General features: G+C 45.7%; 2 protein-coding genes. Both read right to left on the bottom strand.

Annotated features, from left to right (window positions below; all coding sequences use genetic code 11):
- On the bottom strand, nt 1–514 hold a 514-nt coding region (gene cobU / locus R7Q48_RS26660; protein WP_318133229.1), incomplete at its 3' end, for a bifunctional adenosylcobinamide kinase/adenosylcobinamide-phosphate guanylyltransferase.
- Nucleotides 511–772, bottom strand: a 262-nt coding sequence (locus tag R7Q48_RS26665; protein WP_318133232.1) for an adenosylcobinamide-GDP ribazoletransferase, incomplete at its 5' end; no start/stop codon positions are given. The genes cobU and R7Q48_RS26665, both read right to left, overlap by 4 nt.

A 772-nucleotide genomic window follows, 5' to 3' on the forward strand; every position in this document is an offset into this window, starting at 1 on the left:
GCAACCCTGCCGCAACAAACGTTACTCGAGAGCATACTTGAGCAAGTTGTTGATTCATGCGCCCTGCATTATCAACAAAATAGCGGCTCACAGCACCCAGCGGCACGATGCCCATTCCCACCTCGTTAGAGACAAAAATCAGTGTCGCGCGAGAATTTTCAACCGCTTGAGTGAGCTTTTCTATCTCTTGTTCTAATAACTCGTTACTGCAGGCTTCACCTAACTCAAAAATCCAGTTGTTCAGCCACAACGTTAAGCAATCAACCAATACAACGTCATTAGCATCAAAATGAGCAAGTAAATCAGGAAGTCGAAGGTGGCATTCGTGTTCATGCCACCCTTCCCCACGTTGAGCTTGATGATGCTTAATCCGCTCTCGCATCTCATCATCAAATGGCAACGCAGTAGCGACATAATGTAATGACTTGTTCTCCTTTTCGGACAACTGTCTTGCGGTTTGTTCAGCAAGTTTCGATTTTCCTGAACGAGCACCACCGAGAATTAACTGCTTCATATATTTTGATAAAACGAGATTAGAGTAAGGTAAACCAAGAGCTCAGAAAGCTGCTGCGCTGCACCTAAGCAATCGCCAGTAAAACCGCCAATGCGCTTAGTCAGCCAACGTTTGAATGCAAATCGAAATGCAAACAAAACGATGACGATAAATGATGTCTGCATTACTCCGAGAAAGAGCGAAGCCACGCCCGCAGTAAACAGCAAAATGGCAACTTCAGACGAGGACTGCTTGTTCGCAAGCGGCTTGCTTTTCGAG

This window comes from Vibrio sp. 378, from assembly GCF_033339435.1.